Annotated in this window: 15 protein-coding genes; 8 read left to right on the top strand and 7 right to left on the bottom strand. The window is 70.1% G+C overall.

Annotated elements, in window-relative coordinates:
* Positions 1–14: 14 nt before the first annotated feature.
* Both hisI and HNR01_RS17075 read left to right on the top strand, forming a co-directional pair.
* Positions 15–437: a phosphoribosyl-AMP cyclohydrolase gene (gene hisI / locus HNR01_RS17070; protein WP_183668823.1), complete on the top strand. Its 423-nt coding sequence runs from the start codon at positions 15–17 to the stop codon at positions 435–437.
* Entirely contained in the window at positions 434–1507 is a 1074-nt protein-coding gene (locus HNR01_RS17075; RefSeq protein ID WP_153874536.1) for a patatin-like phospholipase family protein, read from the top strand. Before hisI ends, HNR01_RS17075 begins: the two co-directional genes overlap by 4 nt.
* 50 nt (positions 1508–1557) lie before the next feature.
* Here HNR01_RS17075 and HNR01_RS17080 read toward each other — a convergent pair whose 3' ends face one another.
* The 3 genes from HNR01_RS17080 to HNR01_RS17090 form a co-directional block, all read right to left on the bottom strand.
* A complete protein-coding gene (locus HNR01_RS17080; protein ID WP_017485589.1) occupies positions 1558–1989 on the bottom strand; it encodes a CBS domain-containing protein in 432 nt (143 codons plus the stop codon).
* A gap of 403 nt (positions 1990–2392) precedes the next feature.
* On the bottom strand, positions 2393–3277 hold the full coding sequence (locus tag HNR01_RS17085) for a transporter (protein WP_017485588.1): 885 nt from the start codon (positions 3275–3277) through the stop codon (positions 2393–2395).
* A 240-nt stretch (positions 3278–3517) separates the two neighbouring features.
* Positions 3518–4342 carry a rhomboid family intramembrane serine protease gene (locus HNR01_RS17090; protein WP_183668825.1) on the bottom strand — a complete coding sequence of 275 codons (825 nt, stop codon included), beginning with the start codon at positions 4340–4342 and terminating at the stop codon, positions 3518–3520.
* A 251-nt stretch (positions 4343–4593) separates the two neighbouring features.
* On the opposite strand from HNR01_RS17090, the gene HNR01_RS17095 reads away from it, so the two are divergent.
* From HNR01_RS17095 to HNR01_RS17120, 6 genes are all read left to right on the top strand, one after another.
* Positions 4594–5214: a PAS domain-containing protein gene (locus tag HNR01_RS17095; RefSeq protein WP_153874538.1), complete on the top strand. Its 621-nt coding sequence runs from the start codon at positions 4594–4596 to the stop codon at positions 5212–5214.
* Between the two features lie 358 nt (positions 5215–5572).
* Positions 5573–6196: a PilZ domain-containing protein gene (locus tag HNR01_RS17100; protein ID WP_183668827.1), complete on the top strand. Its 624-nt coding sequence runs from the start codon at positions 5573–5575 to the stop codon at positions 6194–6196.
* Between the two features lie 536 nt (positions 6197–6732).
* The gene (locus HNR01_RS17105) at positions 6733–7395 is read left to right on the top strand and encodes a transglutaminase-like cysteine peptidase (RefSeq protein ID WP_183668829.1); all 663 of its coding nucleotides are present in this window, start codon (positions 6733–6735) and stop codon (positions 7393–7395) included.
* A gap of 215 nt (positions 7396–7610) precedes the next feature.
* Positions 7611–8315, top strand: a complete 705-nt coding sequence (locus HNR01_RS17110) for a transglutaminase-like cysteine peptidase (RefSeq protein WP_017485583.1) — start codon at positions 7611–7613, stop codon at positions 8313–8315.
* 127 nt (positions 8316–8442) lie between these two features.
* Positions 8443–9558 (top strand): ATP-binding protein, encoded by a 1116-nt coding sequence (locus HNR01_RS17115; protein WP_183668831.1) that lies wholly within the window; start codon positions 8443–8445, stop codon positions 9556–9558.
* Between the two features lie 157 nt (positions 9559–9715).
* Positions 9716–10684: a Tim44 domain-containing protein gene (locus HNR01_RS17120; protein WP_183668833.1), complete on the top strand. Its 969-nt coding sequence runs from the start codon at positions 9716–9718 to the stop codon at positions 10682–10684.
* 91 nt (positions 10685–10775) lie between these two features.
* Here HNR01_RS17120 and HNR01_RS17125 read toward each other — a convergent pair whose 3' ends face one another.
* From HNR01_RS17125 to HNR01_RS17140, 4 genes are all read right to left on the bottom strand, one after another.
* Positions 10776–10982, bottom strand: a complete 207-nt coding sequence (locus HNR01_RS17125; RefSeq protein ID WP_012454106.1) for a Trm112 family protein — start codon at positions 10980–10982, stop codon at positions 10776–10778.
* 63 nt (positions 10983–11045) lie between these two features.
* A complete protein-coding gene (locus HNR01_RS17130; protein WP_183668835.1) occupies positions 11046–11714 on the bottom strand; it encodes an LON peptidase substrate-binding domain-containing protein in 669 nt (222 codons plus the stop codon).
* 85 nt (positions 11715–11799) lie between these two features.
* A complete protein-coding gene (locus tag HNR01_RS17135) occupies positions 11800–12708 on the bottom strand; it encodes a thioredoxin family protein (protein ID WP_026105690.1) in 909 nt (302 codons plus the stop codon).
* A gap of 130 nt (positions 12709–12838) precedes the next feature.
* Entirely contained in the window at positions 12839–13363 is a 525-nt protein-coding gene (locus tag HNR01_RS17140) for a hypothetical protein (protein WP_183668837.1), read from the bottom strand.
* Positions 13364–13382: the final 19 nt, after the last annotated feature.

A 13382-nucleotide genomic window follows, 5' to 3' on the forward strand; every position in this document is an offset into this window, starting at 1 on the left:
GGATTGTCTTCGCGATGACCGAGCGGTTCGCTTCCCCCGGCTCCCGCGCCGAGGTCGAGGAAGGCGCCAGGCTGACGCCGCGCTTCGGCCCCGACGGGCTCCTGGCCTGCATTGCCGTCGATGCGCGGGACGGGCGCGTGCTGATGCTCGCCCACATGAACGCCGAGGCGCTGGCCCGCACCCTTGAGACCGGCGAGGCGTGGTACTGGTCGCGCTCGCGCGGCGAACTCTGGCACAAGGGCGCGACCTCCGGACAGGTCCAGCGCATCGTGGAGATGCGGGTCGATTGCGATCAGGACGCCCTCCTGATCCGGGTCGACGTCGGCGGTGACGGCGGCTGCTGTCATACCGGCCGCCGCTCCTGCTTCTACCGCACGGTCGAACGCGACCCCGCGACCGGGGCGGTCGCCCTCACGCCCGCCGACCCGGACCGATGATGTTCGAGGCGTCCCGTTCCCTCCCGCCCCGTTTCCCGGAAGGGGTGGTGGAACCGGTGGTGCCCCGTTTTCGCGCTCCTCGTATCGGTCTCGCCCTGGGCGGCGGCTCTGCGCGGGGCTGGTCGCATATCGGTGTGATCGAGGGGCTGGAAGAAGCCGGAATCTACCCCGAGGTGGTCGCCGGCTGCTCCATCGGTGCAGTGGTGGGCGGGGCCTACGCCGCGGGCCGTATCGACGCCCTCAAGGATTTCGCGCTCTCGCTCACCCGGCGGCGGGTGGTCGGCATGCTCGATCCGCGCATCACCGGATCGGGCCTGATCGCCGGCGAGCGCCTGCGCCGTCGCCTCGCCCGCGAGCTCGAGGGCTTTCGCATCGAGGACCTGCGCCTCGCCTTCGCCAGCGTCGCCACCGAACTCGGCACGGGCCACGAGGTCTGGCTGTCCCGGGGTCCTCTGGTCGAGGCGGTGCGGGCCTCCTACGCCATCCCCGGCATCTTCCCGCCGGTCGCCCTCGACGGGCGCCTTCTGATGGACGGGACGCTGGTCAACCCCGTGCCGGTGCGTCTCGCCCGCGAACTCGGGGCCGACCTCGTGATCTGCGTGAACCTCGCCTGCGAGACGCGCGCGCCCGCGCGCGTGATCCGGCCGGAGCGGGACGCCGCGATGCTCGGCGAGGCCGACGAGCCAGTCGAGCGGGCGATCGAGCAGACGCTGGAGGCCACCGTGCGCCGCCGCGGCCGCTGGGGCCTCTTGAGTGGAGCGAGCCGACGCCTGATGGGTCAGCGCTTCCTGGGCCGCCGCGGCCATCCGGCACCGGCGCAGGCCGCCGGCCGGCCGAGCCCGGGCGTCGCCCGCGTCATGCTCGACGCGTTCAACATCACCCAGGACCGGATCTCACGGGCGCGGCTCGCCAGCGAACCGCCGGATGTCGCGATCCGGCCGCTGCTCGCCGAGTTCGGGCAATTCGAATTCCATCGCGCCGCCGACGGGATCGCTCTCGGCCGTCAGGCGGTGCGATCGGCGCTGCCGGAGATCCGGCGCATGATGGAGGGCGCGGCGGCGCGCAGTTGAGCCGCCGCGACGGATTCAGGCGCCGGGGCAGACGCGGGGTCGGAGCCGCGTCAGGCCATCGTGATGTAGTCGCGCATCGCCCGATGCTCGGCCTCGACGGTGGCGATGCGCTGCTTCACCACGTCGCCGATCGAGACGACGCCGACGAGGCGCCCGTCCTCCACCACCGGCAGGTGGCGGAAACGGCCCTCCGTCATCGTCTCCATCACGTCCTCGATGCTGGCACGCCGGGTGCAGGTCACGACCTTCTCGGTCATGTAATGCGCCACAGGCCGGTCGAGGGCAGATGCCCCGTCGCTGGCCAGGGCCCGCATCACGTCGCGCTCGGACAGGATGCCGATCACGCGACCTCCGGCATCGCCGACCACGAGGGCACCGATCCGCTTCTCGGCCAAAAGATGGATCGCCTCGTCGACGGTGCGATGCGGGGGCACTGTGACCACCGAGCCGCCTTTCTCTGCCAGGATACGCGCAACGGTCATGAAGTCTCCTCCCTGGATGACGGCACCGTCAGCCCGCGGTGCGGACGGATGCGGCCGGGTTGGCCCCGGCTCTCGGAGGCGAGTGTGTGGCGCCCCGGCCGCGCTGGCAAGCGTTCGACGCTGCACTATTGCTCGGGAAAGGATGAAATCGGAAGAAAAGTTCACTTCTCACCTGCAAGTGTCGGCGGAAGCGCCTCATCGCTCTCTCGATTGTACTGTCCCGATGCGACGGAGCGGATGTGAATGGAACTCCGCCCGATCGGGACCGTGGACCGGATCGAGGGCGCGCCGGTTGCGGCCGTCAGCATGGACGGTACCGCGGGTCGCAACAAAAAAGCCGATCCCGAGGCAGCGCCCTCGGGACCGGCTCGGACTGTTGTCGTGCGGCGTCGCGCGGTGGCGCTCAGCGGCCCTCGGCCTGGCGGCGGGTGATCAGGGTGCGGTTCGGCTGAGCCTCGCCCTTATCCTGAAGGAACGGCACGACGATGCGCAGCCAACCGCGGGTTTCCTTGCCGCCGTAATTGCGCTCGGCGACGTCGCGGGTGACGTAGCCCTGCACGTTCATGAAGCCGAAATTGTAGCCGACGAGACCGCCCACCGCGATCTGGCCCTGCTGCCGATAGCCGACCACGTTGGTCTTGAGATCGGTCGAGCCGAAGGCGACCGGGCCGACCTGCCACTTGCCGAACTTCTTCGTCAGCGTGACGTCGAGATTGAGGTAGTCGGGATAGAGCACGCCGTTGGGCGAGCGCGTTTCCAGCATGTGGCCGTAGAGCAGGTTGGCGGTGATCGCCCAATCGTTGGCGGCGTAGGTGATCGCGAAACGGTGGCTCAGCGAGGCCGATTGGGTCAGGAACCGGGTCTCCCAGGGAAGATAGCCGCCGAGGAGGTAGCTGACGCCGACGCCGTCGCCGAGGTCCCAGGCGAGCTGGCCCGCGAGCAGCGGCTGGCCCCAGCCGCTGTTATACGGCGCGCCGCGCACGCTGGAGGCGGCGATGGGTGCCACGAAGACGAACTGCACCTGTCCCCCGAGAACGGAGAAGGGGGTCGCCCAGAGCAGGGTCGGCAGGTTGACGTTGCTCTCGGAATTGAGCGGAGCGGTCTCGCGTACGCCGAAGCTCGACAAGTTCACGGCGTAGAAGCCCTTGGGGAACGGCGCTCCGAACGGAACGCCGATGGTCTGGCCGGGCTGCGCAGCGGAGGCGGCATGGGCGGCTGTACCGCCGAGGCCCCACGCGCCGGATAGGGCAAGCCCGAGACGGGCGATGACGGCTGCTCGATGTTTCACCGGGTTCCACTCTCCATCAGGAACGAGGCGATCATCTGCAAAATTTTCTTAATCCGCGCTCGTTCACATAACCGACGGACGAGTGGCGGCGTTTATTGCCGCCTTCATTTCAAAGAAACCGCCACGTGGCAGCAATGACACAGGCTGCTTCGGCCGACCCGGCAAGCGACCGAGACGAGGCCGTCGACCGGCCCGGCTTAATGGGTGCACGGGGCCGCAGCGGGGGCGCCTCGGGCGGTTCTACCCGCGCCGCCCGGCGCTGCCTCGCTCCATCAGCGGCAGGAGGAAGAAGCCCGCGGCGAAGCCGCCGAGATGCGCGTCCCAGGCGATCGGCCCCTCGCTGCCTCCGAGCGGCAGGGCGAGGACGCCGAACAGCAGGTTGGTGACGAACCAGACCGCGAGGAACAGAACCGCCGGCCGGTTGCGCAGCAATTCGGGAATGGTCTGAAGCCGCGGCCGCGGCGGCAGCTGCCAGGGCGCCCCGGCCGCGAAGGGCGCCGGAGGCTGGAACACGAAGCGGGCCGCCGCCGCCATCAGGGCCGAGATGCCGGCCGAGGCGCCGACGAGCGGCATCAGGCTGTAGGGATCGACGAGGAGGTGGGCGACCGCTCCCACCACGATGCCCGCGAGCGCCAGCAAGCCGTAGCGCAGGGCGCCGTAGCGGCGCGCGACCGGAGTGCCGAAGACGGCGAGCCACACCGCGTTGAAGATCAGGTGCACCCAGGAGCCGTGAAGCAGGGCGTAGGTGACGCCGGTCCAGGGCATCGCCGACGGGTCGGCGACGAGATAGCGGGCGAATTCCTGCCGTGCCGAGGCCATCTCGGGCCCGCCCGCCCCCTCCCCCGCCGCCCGGATGATCGCGGCCGCGGAGGTGGGATCGAAGGCGGCGGTCCAGCGGGCCGGGATAAAGGCGAGATCGAGCAGCACCGAGAGGTCGGTCACATCCGGCAGCACGCTGCGGAGGACGTGTATTCCGGCCAGCACCGCGATCGAGACGGTGACGATTCCCGGCAGGTTGAAGACGGGCACGCGGCCCTGGCGCGGCAGATCGGGAGAGGCATCCATGCTGCACCATGGCGGCGGGACGTGCGGCGCCGCAAGGTCCAATCGGCGCGGGGCCGGCGCGCGATCGCTCAATTGCCGGCGAATTCGTCCACCGCTCGTTAAGGTTAAGGATGGGTTGCGCGAGCGCCACCGTACGGGACGGCATAGGGTGTGCGGACGATCACCACGAACGGCGCGTGAGGACGCTTTTCGTGCCGGACCGATCAAAGACAGGGCCCATCCGGACCCGGGCCGTACCGATACGGAACACCATGAAGCATCCGACCAGCCGTCAGCTTCACGCCTACTGGGACCGGCTGCGCGGAGAGCGGGCCGCGCCGGAGCGGGGCGAGATCGAACCGGGCGAGATCCGCAACCTGCTCGCCGACAGCTTCATCCTGGAAACCGATCCGGCGCGACGCACGAGCGCGGTGCGCCTCGCGGGCACCCGCCTGTGCGCCCTGTTCGGGCGCGAATTGCGGGGCAGCGCCTTCGTCGATCTGTGGGGCGAGCGGTCCCAGCCCTTCACCGACCCCTGGCGGCTCATCGAGACGGTCGCCTGCGACACGGTGGGCGTCGTGGCGGGCCTGACGGGCGCCACGGCCCGGGACGAGACCCTCGACCTCGAATTGCTGCTCTTGCCGCTGCGCCACCGCGGCAAGACGCAGGCGCGCATCCTCGGCTCCCTGAGCCCGCATTGCATCCCACCATGGCTCGGCAGCCGGCCGATCCTGCGCGTCGAGACCGTGTCCCTGCGGGTGCTCGAGACGGCGGCGCACGAGCCGGCGGCGATGCGGTCCTTCGTGGAGGCATTGCCCGAGCCGGCCAATGATGCCCGCCCCGTCCGCTTCGGCCACCTGCTGGTTCACGAAGGCGGCCGCGGCAACGCCTGATCTTTCCCCGCCGGGACGCCCTGCCGGCGGGCGCCCCGATCGATGAGAAGGGAGCACCCGCGCAAGTCGCGGCGGCGTCGACCGAGGGCGGCGGAAACAGGGCCGACCCGCGGTGAGCCGCGGACGGTCCAAGGCGCTCCGATCCTCCGTGGCCGGGCTTCAGGCACCTCTCCACGGGGAGAGCCTGTCGTCGGTCCGCTGGGCCGGATCGTCCGGCGTGCAGCCGACCGGCGTCGGCCGACATTACCTCGTATCGTTTTCATGTCCGCCGGCAGTTCATCTTCGACGTGCAGGCAAGCCTTTTGTAACCGTGGCGCGGCTAGTGATTCGATCGGGACATCGAGACTGCCGAGCTGACATGACTGAGCTTTCCCGCCCCGGGACGGCCACCTCTCTACCGGATTACGCCGCCGAACAGCGTCGGCACCAGCGGGTGCGCGCGACTCTGCTCGGCCGCTACATGCTGGCCGACCGGCGGGAATATCCCTGCCAGACCGTGGACATGTCCCCCGGCGGCGTCCGCCTGACCTGCGCCGTGATCGGTGCGCTCGGCGAGCGCGTGGTCCTGTATCTCGAACAGATCGGCCGGCTGGAGGGCATGATCGTACGCCATCCGCCGCGGGGCTTCGCGATGCGGATCAACGCGACGCCGCGCAAGCGTGACAAGATCGCCTCTCAGCTGATGTGGCTCGCCAACCGGGAGAGCCTCGGCCTGCCGGAGGGTCGGACCAACGAGCGCCTCGTGCCGAACCAGCCCGGCGTGACCCTGCGCCTGGAGAGCGGCCGGTTCATCGCCGCCCGGATCATCGACATCTCGATGTCCGGCGTGGCGCTGGCGACCGCCACCTCCCCGCCGATCGGCACGCATATCATGGTCGGGTCCACTCCCGGGCGGGTGGTGCGCTACTTCGAAGGCGGCATCGGCGCGCAGTTCATGCTGCCGATCTCCCCCGACCGCTTCCACGAGGGCATCACGCTCTGACGTCGATGCGCGGGCGCCGCCGCGATGCGGCCGCCCGATAGCCGGCGCCCACGGCCCGGTCCGCGGCCTCGACCGCACCGTCTTCGCTCATCGACGCGGGACATCCGGTCCGGCACCGGACGACGTCGCCGCCGTGTTCGCCGGCCCGGGCACCGCTGTTCAGCCATCCTCGCGATCCCATCGCGCCGCGAGTGCGCGGCGGGTCGGCATCTGAACGGCCCGCCGCCAGCACGTTGAGGCCGGGTCCGTCGGCTCAAGGACGATCCCCGGACGCCGGTCAGCGTCGCTCCGGCGCGGCGCAGCGATCTCTGGGATTTCCTGAAAGCGAGCTCTCGAGAGAACGTGTCCGGACGACCCTCAGGGTTTCCAGTCCCCTAACGGGTTCCCTCCGATTCGCCGCAGATCCGTGAGCCGCAATTCGCCCTCGCGCAGGGGCGGATCGTTGCCGGGGCGAATCGATAAAATTGCGCGGATCGGCTTCAGCGCGGCGGAGGGGGTGCGGCGACATCCTGGCCAGGTTCGAAGGAAACGCCGCGATGCGCATCACCGGAACGGGTCATCTCAAGACGGGGCTCCAGATCGGGCTCCTGATGCTGGGCGTCTGCGTCAGCCTCCTCGGTGCTGGCGCCCGGGCCCAGACCGCGACCCAGACGATGGCCGCGCTCCCCGCGCCGGGGGCCGGTCTCACCCCCGGAGCCGAGGCCCGGCCGATCCTGGCCTGGACCGAGTTCTGCCAGTCCTATCCGGCCGAATGCGCCTTCGATCGGGCCGAGCCCGCCCGGATCGCGCTGACCCCCGCGATCTGGTCGACGATCGTCTCGATCAACCGCCGGGTGAACCGGACGATCGACCCCGTCACCGATCAGGAGCATTGGGGCCGGGCCGACCGCTGGGATCTCGCCGAGGACGGACGCGGCGACTGCGAGGACTTCCAGCTTCTCAAGCGCAAGCTGCTGGCCGCGGCGGGCCTGCCGCGCCGGGCGATGCGGATGACGGTGGTGATCGATGAAAAAGGCGAGGGCCATGCCGTGCTGACCCTGATCACCGACCGCGGCGACTACATCCTCGACAACAAGACCAACGCGGTGCTGACCTGGGCCCAGACCGGCTACGTCTTCATCAAGCGCGAGGGGCAGGACGCCTTGGCATGGGTTTCGCTGGGCGGAGCCAGCTCGCCCGTCACCACGGCGAACCGCTGAACGCGGCGTGCTTCACGGATCGGTGTCGCGCGGCCGGCGGAAACTCGGTAGGGATGGGCGTGCGGTGTGGCCGGATTGCCAGCCCGAGCGAGGTTGTTCCGGCCCGGCACGGAGAAGCGGCAATCCGCCTTCATCCTTCCTTCACTTTCGTATTGAGCCGGGCGCCGGCCCGTGCAAGCTTCGCCGGGAAACAAGGGGCTGCGGGACGGTCGGCCATGCGGTACGCGGTGCTTCGGGGCGGCGGCAATGGATCGGCGTTCCCCCGCGCGGACGTGAAACGGCGCCTCGGCCGGGTAGCCCATCTATCCCTCGTCGGCGCGACCCTGCTGCTCGGCGGTGCCGCGGCCCCGATCCAGCCGAGCCAAGCGCGCAGCGCCGCCGGCCTGCCCGAGGCGGGCACCGTCGCCGATCCCGGCGCCCCCGCCCGGCCCGTCGCCGCCTGGAACGATTTCTGCGCCCGCTACCCGGCCGAATGCACGGTCGATCCCGGAGAGCCGGCCGTCGTCACCCTGACGCCCGCGACCTGGCACACGCTGACCACCGTGAATCGCCGGGTCAACGCCCGCATCAAACCGATCACCGACATGGCGCATTGGGGCGTCGTCGACCGCTGGGACTTTCCCGATGACGGCTTCGGCGACTGCGAGGACATCCAGCTCCTCAAGCGCCGGATGCTGGTGGAGCGACGCCTGCCCCGCCGGGCGCTGCGGATGACGGTGGTGATCGACGAGATCGGCGAGGGTCACGCGGTGCTGATGGTGCGCACCGACCGGGGCGACCTGATTCTCGACAACAAGACCAATGCGGTGCTGCCCTGGCAGCGCACCGGCTACAGCTTCGTCAAGCGCGAAGGGCAGGACGGCAAGGCCTGGGTCAGCCTCAACAACGACGCCTCGCCCGCCACAACGGCCAATCGCTGATCCGGATCGTGGTTCGGGCGTTGAAGGGCATGCTTCCGCCGAAACCCGAAACCGTCCCGGTCCGCCCGGCCGCCCGCCGGATACCCGCTGCCCGGGCCGGATCCCCCTTCCACGGCGGCGTCCCACGATGACCGCTGCCCCTGCCCCCTCCGCTGCGCCGCAGCCTGCCGCAGAGCCCGACCGCCTCGCGATACTGCCGCTGCCCGCGCTCCTCATGCAGCAGGGAGCGGCCGGGCCGGTGATCAGGTCGGTCAACCCCGCCCTGCTGACGCTGACCGGGTTCGGTGAGACCGAGCTCGTCGGGCAGGCGCTCGAGGTTCTTGCCTGCCATCACGGTGATCATGCCGGCTGGGGCGCCCTGCGAGAGGCACTGGCCCGAGGCGAAGCGGGGCGCTTCGAATTGCTGTTCGTCCGCAGTGGCGGTGCCTCGTTCTGGGGCGAGATCCATCTCGCCGCCCTGCCCAGCGCCGGTGATGCCGCCCGCTTTCTCGGCCAGATCATCGACGTGACGCGGCGGCGGGACGCGGAGGATGCCCTCGCCCTGTCACGGCAGCGTGAGGCGCTCGGGCTTCTGACGAACAGCGTAGCGCACGAGTTCAACAACTTCCTGCAGATCCTGATCGGCTACATCGACGGGCTGAAGCGGCGCCTCGGCGAGCGGCCCGAGCCCTTCATCCAGCGGGCGATCACCCGCTCCACCGAGGCGTCGGAACGGGCCGCCGTGCTGACCCGTCAGCTCCTCGCCCATTCCCGGCGAATCGCACCCGACCTGCGCCCGGTCGATCTCGGCGCGGCGGTGCAGGCGAGCCTCGACCGGCTGCGCCCGATCCTGCCCCCGGGGATCGAGCTCGAACTGTCGATACCCGACGGTCTGCCGCCGGCCCTGTGCAATCCGGTCCAGCTCGAACTGGCGCTCGGCCACATCCTGGCCAATGCCTGCGAGGCGATGGCCGGACGGGGCCGTGCCCGCGTGGCGCTGTTCGCGGTCGAGCCCGGTGACCGCTCGTTGCAGCGCCCCGAGGCCGGTGCCGTCGGCCTCACGGTGTCGGATACCGGTCACGGGCTGTCGCCGGAGATGCTGTCGCGGGCACTCGCCCCCTTCGCCACGACCCGCGAATCCGGACGGGGCGCCGGGCTCGCCATCGTTCACGGCTTGATGAAGCGGCAGAACGGCACGATCTCGATCGAAAGTCGGCCCGGCGAGGGCGCGACCGTGCGACTTGTCTTCCCCGCCGCACGCTGATCGTTTCCGGGGAGCGCGGCACCTCCGGTGACCTTGGCGGAGAAAAAATCCGCCGCACCGTCAAAAAAGTGGAGCTTGAGCGGGACTAAAAACCCGCGCCGAACGTCCCCATCTAATGAAGGGGCATTCCGCCCCTTTTGTGGACCGAGGTGTTTCGATGGCTTCCTCTCCCGCGCCCCGGCGGCGCGTCGTCACCCTTCTCGCGCTCGCGGCTTCGCTCGCCCTGGCGGCGCCCGCCGTCGATGCACGGCCGGGCGGCGGCGGCGGTATGGGCTCGCGCGGCTCGAAGACCTTCAGCGCGCCCCCTTCCACCCCGACCTCGCCGGGGGCGATGGCGCCGATCCAGCGCTCGCAGACGAGCCCCAGCCCCGGCTTCAACAATCCCGGCATGGCGGCGCAGAACCGAGGTTCGCGCTTCGGCGGCGGCTTTCTCGGCGGTATGCTCGGCGCGGGCCTGATCGGTGCCCTGCTCGGGGCCGGCCTGTCCGGTGGCCTCGGCGGCATCGGCTCGTTCATCGGCCTGATCTTCCAGATCGGCCTGATCGCCCTGCTCGTGATGCTGGCGGTGCGCTTCTTCCGCCGCCGCTCGGAGGGCAATCAGCCTGCCATGGCCGGCAACACGCCCCATGCGCGCTCCGGCCTGCCGCCGCAGGGCGGCCTGCAGGGTGGACCGAACGCGGGCATGAACCCGATGGGTGGCAGCTACGGCGGCGGCGCCCGTCCGCAGCCGGTGCAGGTTCAGCCGGACGATTTCCAGGCCTTCGAGCGCTCGCTGCAGGAGATCCAAGGCGCCTACGGCCGTGAGGACGTCGCTGCCCTTCGCCGTCTCGCGACGCCGGAGATGGTCGGCTACTTCGAGGAAGACCTGCGCGCCAACGCCGCCCGCGGCGTGGTCAACCGGATCTCGGACGTGAAGCTGCTCCAGGGCGACCTGTCCGAGGCGTGGCGCGAGGGTCCGGTGGAGTTCGCCACCGTCGCCATGCGCTTCTCGCTGCGCGACGAGGTGTTCGAGCGCTCCACCAACCGCCACGTCGAGAACGGCCCGCAGGAGGCCAAGGAGTTCTGGACCTTCGTGCGCGAGCCCGGCGGCCCCTGGCTGCTCTCGGCGATCCAGCAGGGCCGCTGAGCGGTCTTAGCCTCTCTCAACAGAAAAGGGCGTCCGGCGAGAGCCGGGCGCCCTTTTTTTACGTCCGGCCGACGCTGAGCGCGTCGCCCCATCACTCCGTCAGCGAGCGCGCCTCTTCCGGCAGCATGATCGGGATGCCGTCACGGATCGGGTAGGCCAGCTTGGCGGAGCGGCTGATCAGCTCCTCGCGGGCTGAGTCGTATTCCAGCGGCTCCTTGGTCAGCGGGCAGACGAGGAGTTCCAGCAGGCGGGGATCGACCCGGGTCGCTTCGACGGGCGGGGTAGAGGTATCGGCCATGTTTCCTGTCACTTCCGGTAGGCTCGCCCGCGGTCGGCAGAGGGGACCGCGGGACGCAGAAACTCATTGCAGCGTCGGTTCAGCTCCGCTGGCACGCACCAGCTCCATCTCGGTCACGGCGATCAGCACCTCGGCCCGCGTCTTGAGATCGGGGGCTTCCAGCATCGCCTGCTTCTCGCGCACGCCGAACGGGCTCATCATGCAGAGTGCGTTGACCAGCGCCTCGTTCGGCGCCTCCTCGATGCCGGCCCAATCGACCTGAAGCTCGTTGGCCTCGATGAAGTTGCGCAGGGCCCGCAGCACCCCCTCGCGATCAACGGCCTCCTCGCCGGCCCGCGCCTCGAAATCCTGGGCGAAGCTTTCGTAGGACACTTGGCAGCGGCGGTAGGCGGTGGTGACGGCGAGCTCGCTCTCGACCCGGAAGCGGCTGATGCCGGTGAGCGAGATCAGGTAGCGTCCGTCGCCGGTCTCGGCGAACTGACTGATCCGCCCGGCACAGCCGACCCGGTAGAGCCGGGGGCTGAGCGGTGAGCCGCCGCCCTCGGCATCGGGCTGGATCATGCCGATGATCCGCTCGGAGCGCAGCGCGTCGTCCACCATGGCGAGGTAGCGCGGCTCGAAGATGTTGAGCGGCATCTGTCCCCGCGGCAGCAGCAACGCACCGGGCAGCGGGAAGACCGGAATGATGGCGGGGCACTCCGCCGGCGACTTGCAGCTCGGCTGAGGGCTCATGCGCGGCTTTCCTTCTGCGGGAAGGGGTGCGGGCCGCCCCGTCCGGAGGCTTCGCTCGCCGTAACGCTCCCGTGAGGATTCTGCCTCACGAGAACAGCAGCGTCGAGAGTTGCCGGCGCCCGCGGATCGCGGCCGGGTCCATCAGGCCCCAGGCCTCGAAGAACTGAAGCAGCTGCTTGCGCGCCGCGTCCTCGTTCCAGTTCCGGTCGGCCCGGGCGATGGCGACGAGTTGGTCGACCGCCTCGTCGCGCTTGCCGGCGGCGTTGAGACCCAGCGCCAGGTCGAACCGGGCCTGAAAGTCGTTTCCGTCGGCCTCGATCCGCTTCTGCAAGCCGGCGAGGTCGCCCAGGCTCTCGGCCTGGTCGGCGAGTTCGAGCGCCGCGCGCACGCCCGCGAGCAGGGGATCGTCGGCCTTGGCCGGCGGCACCATGGCGAGCACCTGGCGGGCGTTCTCGATCTCCCCGAGCTCGATCTGGGTCTTGGCCAGCCCGGCGATGGCCTTGAGGTTTTCCGGCTCCTCGCGCAGCACCGCGGCATAGAGTTCGGAGGCCGACGCGAGATCGCCGGCCGAAGCGACCGCGGCGGCCTCTTCGAGCACTTGGTCGATCTCGGAGGGACCGGCGAGGCGATCGACGAAGGCGCGCACCTCGGATTCCGGCACCGCGCCCATGAAGGCATCGACCGGGCGGCCGCGATCGATCGCGATCACGGCGGGGATCGATTGCAGGCCGAGCTGCTGGCCGATCTGCTGCCAGACGCCCGGATGCTCGTCGATGTTGAGCTTGGCGAGCTTCACCCGTCCGCCCGCGGCCCGCACCACCTTCTCGAGGATCGGCGTGAGCTGCTTGCACGGGCCGCACCAGGGCGCCCAGAAATCGACGATCACCGGCTGGTTCATCGATTCGGCGATGACGTCCTGCCGGAAGCCCGCCGTGGTGGTGTCCGTGATGAGGCCGTCGGCGGGGGCGCCGGCGGCGGCGTTGGCTTCGAGCATGGAGCCCTCGAACAATCACAAAAACGCAGTTCGGTCTGCCGCGCGGGTTTGCAGCGCACGGCGCCCGTTACATGGGGCCTTGCGGCGCACCTGACCAGACGTTTTCGCGGCCCCCGGGAACGAATCCCGCTCAGGGTCTGGCCGGGCCGGCCGGGGCCTCCTTTGAGGCGTCCTTGTCCCCCTCCTTGCCGGGCTCGGCGCCGGGTTTCGCATCGGTAACGAACACGCCCGCATAGGTCTTGCCCTGCGAGGTCGCCTCGCAGGCGATCATGGTCTTGCCGGGCTCGGGGCGCGAGAACTTGCAGGCACCGACCGCGGGGGCGGGGCTGCGGACGATGCCCTCCTTGTTCTTCATGCCCGGCACCACGAGGCTGATCGGCTGGAGCTGCTCGGTCTCCTCGGTCTGCTCGTGCTGCGCTCCCGACCCGCTGAAGCTCAGCGACTGTCCGTCCCAGGCGGCGAAATCGAAGGTGGTGCGCCCGCGCGAGACCGTGTTGACGAGCTGTTCCTTGCAGTTCTGGGTGATGTCGAGGCCGCCGATGACCAGCCGCTCGCACCGGCCGGTCATCGTCACCTCGGCCTGCTGAGCCGAGGCCGGCGCTGCGGCGAGCAGGCCGAGGAGCGCGAGAAGCGGGGCGCGCGAACGGGTCGTCATGGCGTAATGTTCCTCCTGA

Origin of the sequence: Methylorubrum rhodesianum (assembly GCF_014199985.1) — a bacterium.
GTDB lineage: Bacteria > Pseudomonadota > Alphaproteobacteria > Rhizobiales > Beijerinckiaceae > Methylobacterium > Methylobacterium rhodesianum.

Bases quoted from the DNA above. Each gene is read 5' to 3' on its own strand.
- hisI (WP_183668823.1), top strand. From the start codon at position 15: ATGACCGAGCGGTTCGCTTCCCCCGGCTCCCGCGCCGAGGTCGAGGAA.
- HNR01_RS17075 (WP_153874536.1), top strand. From the start codon at position 434: ATGATGTTCGAGGCGTCCCGTTCCCTCCCGCCCCGTTTCCCGGAAGGG.
- HNR01_RS17080 (WP_017485589.1), bottom strand. From the start codon at position 1,989: ATGACCGTTGCGCGTATCCTGGCAGAGAAAGGCGGCTCGGTGGTCACA.
- HNR01_RS17090 (WP_183668825.1), bottom strand. From the start codon at position 4,342: ATGGATGCCTCTCCCGATCTGCCGCGCCAGGGCCGCGTGCCCGTCTTC.
- HNR01_RS17095 (WP_153874538.1), top strand. From the start codon at position 4,594: ATGAAGCATCCGACCAGCCGTCAGCTTCACGCCTACTGGGACCGGCTG.
- HNR01_RS17100 (WP_183668827.1), top strand. From the start codon at position 5,573: ATGACTGAGCTTTCCCGCCCCGGGACGGCCACCTCTCTACCGGATTAC.
- HNR01_RS17105 (WP_183668829.1), top strand. From the start codon at position 6,733: ATGCGCATCACCGGAACGGGTCATCTCAAGACGGGGCTCCAGATCGGG.
- HNR01_RS17110 (WP_017485583.1), top strand. From the start codon at position 7,611: ATGCGGTACGCGGTGCTTCGGGGCGGCGGCAATGGATCGGCGTTCCCC.
- HNR01_RS17115 (WP_183668831.1), top strand. From the start codon at position 8,443: ATGACCGCTGCCCCTGCCCCCTCCGCTGCGCCGCAGCCTGCCGCAGAG.
- HNR01_RS17120 (WP_183668833.1), top strand. From the start codon at position 9,716: ATGGCTTCCTCTCCCGCGCCCCGGCGGCGCGTCGTCACCCTTCTCGCG.
- HNR01_RS17125 (WP_012454106.1), bottom strand. From the start codon at position 10,982: ATGGCCGATACCTCTACCCCGCCCGTCGAAGCGACCCGGGTCGATCCC.
- HNR01_RS17130 (WP_183668835.1), bottom strand. From the start codon at position 11,714: ATGAGCCCTCAGCCGAGCTGCAAGTCGCCGGCGGAGTGCCCCGCCATC.
- HNR01_RS17135 (WP_026105690.1), bottom strand. From the start codon at position 12,708: ATGCTCGAAGCCAACGCCGCCGCCGGCGCCCCCGCCGACGGCCTCATC.
- HNR01_RS17140 (WP_183668837.1), bottom strand. From the start codon at position 13,363: ATGACGACCCGTTCGCGCGCCCCGCTTCTCGCGCTCCTCGGCCTGCTC.